The sequence below is a fragment of the Shewanella sp. SM55 genome, from assembly GCF_025654025.1.
GTDB classification, from domain to species: Bacteria; Pseudomonadota; Gammaproteobacteria; order Enterobacterales; family Shewanellaceae; genus Shewanella; species Shewanella oncorhynchi.
Genome location: NZ_JAKKRS010000027.1, coordinates 1 through 8,773 on the forward strand (window position 1 = coordinate 1; position 8,773 = coordinate 8,773).

Genomic DNA, 8,773 nt, shown 5'->3' on the forward strand with positions numbered 1-8,773 from the left:
TTGTGTACGCCCAGCATGGGCATGAACTAATGAGGTGAAAGTCCTCTGTAGGAAGGTCACCGTTCAATAACATCCTGTAATTAAACGTTAACTACTAGCGAATGGCAAGGGCTTATCCGCGAGGATTGGTCTGAAGGAAGCCGCTAGCAAATTTGCGAGCTGATGAACAAGAACATCATATGAGGCGTAGGCTAGAGGTGAGTTGGCACAAGACGACGAAACCACGTGATCTAATGGCCACCGTAAATGATGCAGCAGTGCAAAGAAAGTTCATGCTCTTATCTGGGGAGATCTGCTTAACACGCGATCGGTCATTAACCAGTGAGGCTCTGGTTTACAAGTGCCTTGGCTTTTCAGTGTCATCGACAGAAAAGAGCGAACCAGATGAAAACCGATAGCGCATGACGGGGCAACTCGGCATGTGATTAAGCAGAAGTCAGCAGACGGCATAGTAGCCTAACGCCCATCGTAATGGATGGGATAACATACCCCGCGTTAGCGTTGTGGGTACATGGTGAAGGCCTGAACATTTAGAAGAAGGAGGAGTCTTGTCAAACTTGTCGATACCCACTACGTCGCCAGACGATTACTATCGGCAGCGTATTGATATGCAACCGGCCTTCAACAGCGATTTATTTCAACAACTGCTCCAGCCTGAGAATTTACATCGAGCATGGCGCCAAGTGAAAGCCAATAAAGGCGCGGCTGGCATCGATGGCATGACTATCGAAACCTTCCCGCTTTGGATGCAACAAGGCGGTTGGCAACAGTGTAAATCTCAACTTGAGTTAGGTGAATATCAACCCTCAGCAGTCAGACGCGTAGAGATCGACAAACCCGATGGCGGTAAACGCAAACTGGGTATCCCTAACGTCATTGACCGTGTGATACAACAAGCTATTGCTCAAATTCTCACGCCGTTGTTTGACCCTTTCTTCTCGGCTAATAGCTTCGGCTTTAGACCGAATAGGAATGCCAAACAAGCGGTCTTGCAAGTCAGAGATATCATCAAACAGAAGCGCAAATTTGCCGTCGATGTTGATCTGTCCAAGTTCTTTGATCGAGTAAATCACGACCTGTTGATGACTCAATTGAGGATCAAGGTACAGGATAAGCGTCTGCTGGCGCTTATTGGTAAATACCTGCGTGCAGGCGTGATGATCAACGACCAATTTGAAGCAAGCTTCGAAGGTGTACCTCAGGGCGGCCCACTCTCACCATTACTATCAAACATCATGTTGGATAGTCTGGATAAAGAGCTGGAAAGCAGAGGGCATCACTTTGCCCGCTACGCGGATGACTTTATCATCTTGGTCAAGTCTCAACGAGCGGGTGAACGTGTCCTCAAGAGTATTACTCGCTATCTTGCCACTAAGCTAAAACTGGCCGTTAATGAGCAGAAAAGCCAAGTGGTTAAGGTCGATCAAAGCAAGTTCCTAGGGTTTACCTTTAACCGCGGAAAGATCCAGTGGCATGTCAAAACACTGCACATCTTCAAACAAAACATAAGGCGACTGACAAACCGCAATTGGGGCGTGAGCATGAGCTATCAATTGTTTAAAGTGCGGCAATACATGCAAGGCTGGATCAACTACTTTGGCATAGCCAACGCTTACCAAGAGTGTGTCGATTTAGACCACTGGATCCGTCGTCGAGTGCGTATGTGCTACTGGCGTCAATGGCGAAAGCCACGGACTAAGGTACAAAACTTACTCAAACGTGGCGTCAGGATCCAAGCGGCCGTTGCTTGTGGAATTACAAGCAAAGGGCCGTGGCGAAGCTCGAAAACACCAGGGATACAGCAAGCGCTGAGTAATGAGTATCTCAAGAAAGCAGGTTTATGTTCACTGAGAGATGGATGGATTGCAGTTCATTATCCTAACATGCCGCCGAGAGTAAAGCCACATTTTGCGTACAAATTGCAGGCAGGTACATTGTTCGTTTGTGTCTCTAATCGTATGCCAAGGAGCTGTCTGCTTAGTGCCCACTTTTTCGCAAATTCGATGAGACTGTGCGCGACTCCTTTGCCTCGGTGCGTGTGCGACACAACAATGTGTTCGATAGAGGCTAGATCGTTCCATGTTGAGTTGAGTTCAATCTTCCCGACAAGCTCTTGGTCGATGAATGCGCCATAGCAAGCAGAGTCTTCATCAGAGTCATCATCCGAGATGTAATCCTTCCGGTAGGGGCTCACACTTCTGGTAGATAGTTCAAAGCCTTGGTCGGATAGGTGCACATCGAACACTTCACGAACAATGAAATGGTTCTCAGCATCCAATGTTTCCGCCACCTGCTCAGGGATCACCGAAATCTTCATATGACGCCTAACATTTTATTAGTAAGCATGCTCGTTTTGTCACCCGCTGATGCTTACCGTTAATTAATATAATCACTTGTATTAAATAGACTTTCTTTAAAAATACAAGACACTCTGTTATTACAAATCGTGCATGCCGTCTATCCTGCTTGCACGATGCACATTATCTCACCCAAAGAACTCATAACATTTTAATTTATTTAGCATTAAATTAAAACTCTACCGGTAAACAAGCATCTCTAGGCGTAAAAAACAGGCACTTTTTTAAATCCCAGCTAGAATAGGCTGTATAGGCAGACAGTTGCAAGACAAGGAGCGTTTTATGTCTAACAGTCCATTTTTAAATTCTATACGCACGGATATGCGACAAAAAGGTTATGCGCTGAAAACTGAAAAAACTTACCTGCACTGGATTAAGCGTTTTATTCTGTTTCACAAAAAACGTCATCCTCAGACCATGGGCAGTGAAGAGGTCAGGCTGTTTTTATCCAGCTTAGCAAACAGCAGACATGTAGCCATAAACACGCAGAAAATCGCTTTAAATGCCCTAGCTTTTTTGTACAACAGGTTTTTACAACAGCCGTTGGGCGATATTGATTATATCCCTGCAAGCAAGCCTAGACGGCTACCCTCTGTTATCTCTGCAAATGAAGTGCAACGCATTTTGCAGGTTATGGATACTCGCAACCAAGTTATTTTTACGCTGCTGTATGGTGCAGGTTTGCGCATTAATGAATGCTTGCGTTTGCGGGTTAAAGATTTTGATTTTGATAATGGCTGCATCACTGTGCATGACGGTAAGGGTGGGAAAAGCAGAAACAGCCTACTGCCCACGCGCCTAATCCCAGCAATAAAATAACTCATTGAGCAAGCGCGGCTTATTCAGCAAGACGACAACTTACAAGGCGTAGGGCCATCGCTGCCTTTTGCTTTAGATCACAAATACCCTTCTGCTTATCGACAAGCGGCGTGGATGTTTGTCTTTCCCTCCAGCACGCTCTGCAACCACCCGTATAACGGCAAATTATGCCGCCATCATCTGCATGACTCCGTTGCGCGAAAGGCATTGAAGGCAGCCGTACAAAAAGCAGGCATCGTTAGCAAGCGTGTCACTTGTCATACATTTCGTCACTCGTTTGCTACGCATCTATTACAAGCGGGGCGTGATATTCGCACTGTGCAAGAACTCTTAGGGCATAACGATGTTAAGACCACGCAAATCTATACGCATGTGTTGGGTCAGCATTTTGCCGGCACCACCAGTCCTGCGGATGGACTGATGCTACTTATCAATCAGTAAAAGTAGATAAATATCTTTATGTAGCCCTGAGTAGCCCCTGATACTTTTTATGGTGAAAAAGATAAACAATCATAGAGGGGATAAATATGAGCCAGTTCTACCATTGTTCAGATAAGTTTAAGCAAGATACTGTCAATCACAGTGACCATTCATGGTCATTACACTTCCTCCAGTTGCCAGACAATGCCTAACATAAAAACGCAAAAGCCCAAAAGTCAGAGCTTAGGTGTTCTAGGCGTTTTCTAAGCGCTGAAGAAATACGTCTTACCGTAGATTGCGTGCGTTTCTGAAGCACATTTTCCTTATACATGGCTTTATCCCAGGCAGCTTCATCAAGCTCTTGGAGTAACAAGCCAGTAATAATGCGACACTCTCGGGTTTGTAGCGAGCCGCTGGTGAGATCGGAGTTATAGCGGAAAGGGGTCATTTGTAATTATTTGTGGGTGGAGGATAGTTAACTTATTATTGTAGTTGGAAGAGGCTGCTTTCCAAACATTAGCACCTCGTAATGCTTGTTACTGTATATTAATTTATGCTCTTAGCGCATGTTAATGGGCTATTACAATGCATAATGTCCACATCAAGATAACTGTGGCTTAACACCTGTACAAGCGAAAAAAATCAATCACCTGTCCGGAAATACGGGATCACTGTAAAGTGTTGGTGAGGCAGTCTAGGAGGGGGATTTAATTTGGGATACTGATGAAAGGATTATGATCAGTTGGATATAGGATCGTACTAAGCTGAGCGGCAGGTTAGCTAGATTAGTTAACCAGATAAGTGAAATCTAGTTCCAAACTATTTTGTCATTTTTAATTTTCGTATTAGCTTACGACGCTACACCCAGTTCCCATCTATTTTGTCACTCTTCCCTAAATAATCCTTAAAAACTCCATTTCCACCCCTCCCAGTTCCCAACTATTTTGTCCGCCCACAACCGCCTTTATTGGCGGTTTTTTCATTTAGATTCACGACAAAATGACGATTAACTTACAGTAATAGCAAATGCTGGTGGCTTAACTTTCTATGCTGGAATGGCATCTAGCTCGTGCTGCTTTTTTGCCTCAATGCGTTTCCACACTTTATCATGGAAGTAAAACACTACAGTGTTAATCGTGGGTTCTACTAAGGCTACTGCGCCACCGACGACTACGCTGCCAGTTAATAAATAGGTTACGGTAAAAGCGACGCTAAAATGTAGTACAGCAAAAGTGAGTGTCTTAGTCATGATCTTGTCCTCTAAATAGGCTCCCAGCGGGAACGTTTAGATGATAACGATTCTCATTAAAATTAAAAGCCGTGTTTTCAGATTAGTTTAAACGGTTTTATCTATTTATCCGTTGTAAAAAACATAAAGCCCTCACGATGGAGGGCTTTGAGCATTTAAACGTAAATTAATACAATTCTAAAATTAGTAGTGCCAAGGGAAGGCTGAAAAATCTTGATCGCGTTTTTCGAGGAAGGCATCGCGTCCTTCCTGTGCTTCGGCGCTCGCATAGGCTAAACGCGTCGCTTCACCGGCAAATAATTGCTGACCGACCATGCCATCGTCTGTCATGTTGAAGCCGTATTTAAGCATACGCATAGCCGTAGGTGATTTAGAGTTAATCTCTTTCGCCCACATTAATGCTTCGGTTTCTAGCTCAGCATGGGGAACAGATTTATTAACCATCCCCATGTCGAAGGCTTCATCGGCGCTGTAGTTAAAACCACAGAAGAAGATTTCGCGGGCACGTTTTTGACCTATCATCTTGGCGAGATACGCGCTGCCATAACCTGAGTCGAAGCTCGCAACATCGGGATCGGTTTGTTTAAATATTGCGTGTTCTTTCGAGGCTAAGGTTAAGTCGCACACTACGTGTAAACTATGGCCGCCACCCACCGCCCAGCCCGGCACAACGGCGATGACCACTTTAGGCATAAAGCGGATCAGGCGTTGCACTTCTAATATATGTAAGCGGCCCATTCTGGCTTGATCGGCTTTGCCTTCTTCAGCGCCTTCATATTTATAGCCATCTTTGCCGCGAATACGTTGATCACCACCTGAACAGAACGCCCAGCCACCATCCTTTGCCGAAGGACCGTTCCCCGTAAGCAGTACGCAACCTACATCAGACCATTGGCGTGCATGGTCGAGTGCGATAAATAACTCATCAACGGTTTTAGGTCGGAAGGCGTTGCGGCACTCTGGGCGATTAATGGCAATGCGTACTGTGCCGTGCGCTTTGGCTCTGTGGTAAGTAATATCGTCGAAATGAAATCCACTGACTTCATCCCATAGGGTGGGATCAAAAATGTCTGATACTTGTTGGGTCATGATTCATAGGCCTTTATGCTGTAATGCCTCAAAGGCTAGGCGGAATCATATATAAGGTCAATCACCTAAGTCTAAACCTTAGCGCTATATAGCAAAATCCCGTTTGCCTATGAGTCTGTAATGATTAGAGGTGATCACATAGATAAAGCTGATTATCTTTGCTAAACACTGGATGTTGAGGTGCCATAGTACCGCAATAGTTAGCCTTAAAGTCGGCAATAGACTCGGGTGTCATTGGAATTTGATTGAAAGCTTCGAGTTCTAATGTGGATAAACGTTCTATTATGTCGGTTCTTACCTTAGCCAGTTTATGGTCGATTTTAATAATTTTTGTTCCTGTCATAGAGTCAACTTTATTCTCTATTTCTTTGATCATCGCCTCAGTCTTTGCAATAGGAACATCTAATTTATCTGTTTCTGTGTATAAGTAATATAAAGCACCCGCGAGTAGCGCCAATATGATCCAACCTTTCATCTTTTAGTCCAACATAAGTGAATAACCATTAAGAATATGGGTATAATAAGCTAGTTTTCGTCCAATATTAAAGCAGTAAAAGGCTGTAACGATGAACTCAGAATCTAACAACAAGGACTATTCGAAAACCAATCGAATTAAGATTCACCAGCCAGATGCGAGTAAAGCTGATCGCTTTAATCCTCGTAATCGGATTTATGTCCGAGCCATAGACGGTTTGTGGAGTAGCGTACGTCGCCGCATGGGCTGGATCGCCATGTTATTTTTCCTGCTTTTACCTTGGATCCCTTGGGGCGACCGTCAAGCCGTATGGTTTAACTTGGGCGAACAAAAGTTTCACGTCTTCGGTTTAACGATTTGGCCACAGGATCTCACCTTGCTTGCAGCGTTGTTTATGATCGCTGCCTTCGCTCTGTTTTTTGTGACCACCTATCTTGGCCGTGTTTGGTGTGGATACACTTGCCCCCAAACAGTATGGACCTTTATGTTCATCTGGTTCGAGGAAAAACTTGAAGGCGCACGCAATAAACGCATTAAGTTAGATCAAATGCCATGGAGCTTTGACAAACTCTGGCGTAAAACGGCAAAACATACGGCCTGGCTATTGCTCTCACTGATGACGGCGATGACCTTTGTGTCCTATTTTGTGCCAAGTCGTGAAGTCTATGTCGACGTATTTACGCTTAATGCTTCTGGCGGTATCTACTTCTGGGTCGTGTTCTTTACACTTGCCACATACGGCAATGCGGGTTGGATGCGTGAAATCATGTGTATCCACATGTGCCCTTATGCTCGTTTCCAAGCGGCCATGTTCGATAAGAATACTTTTATCGTGGGTTACGATACTAAACGTGGTGAGACCCGTGGTCCGCGCTCACGCAAAGATGACCCTAAAGAGCTAGGGCTTGGCGACTGTATCGACTGTGACTTGTGTGTGCAGGTATGTCCTACGGGAATCGACATTCGTAATGGTCTGCAATATGAGTGTATTAACTGCGGTGCTTGTATCGATGCCTGCGATCAAACCATGGATCGTATGGGATATGAAAAAGGGCTTATCAGTTATACCACAGAGAACAAGTTAGAAGGAATTAAGCAAAAAGTGCTGCGACCTAAACTTGTCGGTTATGGCGTGGTACTGATAGCGATGATATTAGTCTTTATATACTCCAGTGCGACCATCGCGCCTGTGCGTATGGACATCATTCGTGACCGTAACCAGCTCTATAGAGAGAACAATCAAGGTTTGATTGAAAACACCTTCACCTTGAAGATTCTTAATAAGACAGAGCAATCCCACGAATACACTATGAGTGTCGAAGGATTAGACAACTATAAATGGTACGGTCCAACTTCGGTCACTATTGCGGGTGGTGAAGTGTTAACTCTCCCTATTAGTGTCGGTATCGATCCGGTTGAGCTGTCTCGTTCAGTTACTAATATCGAGATAAAAGTGAAAACTCATATCAACGGTGAAGAAGTCGAAGTTGAGCAAGAATCTCGTTTCTTTAGTCCATAGATAACAGTATTTATGATGATCTAGCTGAGCGTGACTCATATAGATTGCCAGACTTAATAGAGATAAAGGGGCTTTTTAGCCCCTTTTTTATACGTATCGTTTGATAAGTAAACGTCTAAACCATTAATCGTTATTTTCCTACAAAAAGCCCTTGCACAAAATCCTCTGCTGCCTATAATGCGCATCCACTGACACGGCAGACAGCGAAAGCAGGCTGACGAGTTAGGTTGAATTGAGTCGCTTTTAAGCACTTAATTCAACCGCAGCAAGAAGTTGAAAAATACTCCTTGACGCGAAACGGGAAATGCGTAGAATACGCAGCCCTAGCCAACTGGAAGCGTTCGGCGCTCAGTGTGGTACTCACCTTCTCTTATGAGGTTGAGTTGCTCTTTAACAAGATAAAACAAGAAATCTGTGTGGACACTCACAGGTATTGAGTTAATCGAAACTGCTTAACCTTCGGGTTGGCAGTCAAAAATTTAAATCAATGTAACAATGAGTGTTCATAGTAATATGTACAGTTTGTTTCAGCCCTTCTTTTATAGGGAGTGCGAGAAGCAAAAAATCAGAATTCATTGAGCCGCTGAAGTCGCAAAACGGAAGCAACAAAACTTTAATTGAAGAGTTTGATCATGGCTCAGATTGAACGCTGGCGGCAGGCCTAACACATGCAAGTCGAGCGGCAGCGCAAGGGAGTTTACTCCTGAGGCGGCGAGCGGCGGACGGGTGAGTAATGCCTAGGGATCTGCCCAGTCGAGGGGGATAACAGTTGGAAACGACTGCTAATACCGCATACGCCCTACGGGGGAAAGGAGGGGACCTTCGGGCCTTCCGCGATTGGATGA

The 8,773-nt window shown here is 44.7% G+C and carries 5 protein-coding genes, 1 rRNA gene and 3 pseudogenes; 4 read left to right on the forward strand and 5 right to left on the reverse strand.

The window, feature by feature from the left end:
* Nucleotides 1-548: 548 nt before the first annotated feature.
* A pseudogene (gene ltrA / locus L5L91_RS22410) lies at nt 549-1,883 on the forward strand (group II intron reverse transcriptase/maturase); the annotation flags it as partial.
* On the opposite strand, the pseudogene L5L91_RS22415 reads toward ltrA, so the two are convergent.
* Nucleotides 1,883-2,317, reverse strand: a pseudogene (locus L5L91_RS22415) (GNAT family N-acetyltransferase); the annotation flags it as partial. The pseudogenes ltrA and L5L91_RS22415 overlap by 1 nt on opposite strands.
* A gap of 322 nt (nt 2,318-2,639) precedes the next feature.
* Between L5L91_RS22415 and intI2 the strand changes: the two are divergent.
* Nucleotides 2,640-3,617 (forward strand): annotated as a pseudogene (intI2, locus tag L5L91_RS22420) (class 2 integron integrase IntI2).
* Nucleotides 3,618-3,804: 187 nt separating this feature from the next.
* Here the strand turns inward: intI2 and L5L91_RS22425 are convergent.
* From L5L91_RS22425 to L5L91_RS22440, 4 genes are all read right to left on the reverse strand, one after another.
* Nucleotides 3,805-4,044 carry a BrxA family protein gene (locus L5L91_RS22425; protein ID WP_001353740.1) on the reverse strand — a complete coding sequence of 80 codons (240 nt, stop codon included), beginning with the start codon at nt 4,042-4,044 and terminating at the stop codon, nt 3,805-3,807.
* 597 nt (nt 4,045-4,641) lie between these two features.
* Entirely contained in the window at nt 4,642-4,845 is a 204-nt protein-coding gene (locus tag L5L91_RS22430) for a DUF2061 domain-containing protein (protein WP_263237812.1), read from the reverse strand.
* Between the two features lie 183 nt (nt 4,846-5,028).
* Entirely contained in the window at nt 5,029-5,934 is a 906-nt protein-coding gene (locus L5L91_RS22435) for a 1,4-dihydroxy-2-naphthoyl-CoA synthase (RefSeq protein WP_113941423.1), read from the reverse strand.
* A 124-nt stretch (nt 5,935-6,058) separates the two neighbouring features.
* Nucleotides 6,059-6,409: a hypothetical protein gene (locus tag L5L91_RS22440; RefSeq protein WP_113941424.1), complete on the reverse strand. Its 351-nt coding sequence runs from the start codon at nt 6,407-6,409 to the stop codon at nt 6,059-6,061.
* A gap of 91 nt (nt 6,410-6,500) precedes the next feature.
* Here L5L91_RS22440 and ccoG point away from each other — a divergent pair, with 91 nt between their 5' ends.
* On the forward strand, nt 6,501-7,928 hold the full coding sequence (gene ccoG / locus L5L91_RS22445; protein ID WP_168827635.1) for a cytochrome c oxidase accessory protein CcoG: 1,428 nt from the start codon (nt 6,501-6,503) through the stop codon (nt 7,926-7,928).
* 614 nt (nt 7,929-8,542) lie between these two features.
* A 16S ribosomal RNA gene (locus tag L5L91_RS22450) occupies nt 8,543-8,773 on the forward strand; the annotation flags it as partial.

Coding starts and splice junctions, on each gene's coding strand:
- L5L91_RS22425 (WP_001353740.1), bottom strand. CDS start 4,044: ATGACCCCTTTCCGCTATAACTCCGATCTCACCAGCGGCTCGCTACAA.
- L5L91_RS22430 (WP_263237812.1), bottom strand. CDS start 4,845: ATGACTAAGACACTCACTTTTGCTGTACTACATTTTAGCGTCGCTTTT.
- L5L91_RS22435 (WP_113941423.1), bottom strand. CDS start 5,934: ATGACCCAACAAGTATCAGACATTTTTGATCCCACCCTATGGGATGAA.
- L5L91_RS22440 (WP_113941424.1), bottom strand. CDS start 6,409: ATGAAAGGTTGGATCATATTGGCGCTACTCGCGGGTGCTTTATATTAC.
- ccoG (WP_168827635.1), top strand. CDS start 6,501: ATGAACTCAGAATCTAACAACAAGGACTATTCGAAAACCAATCGAATT.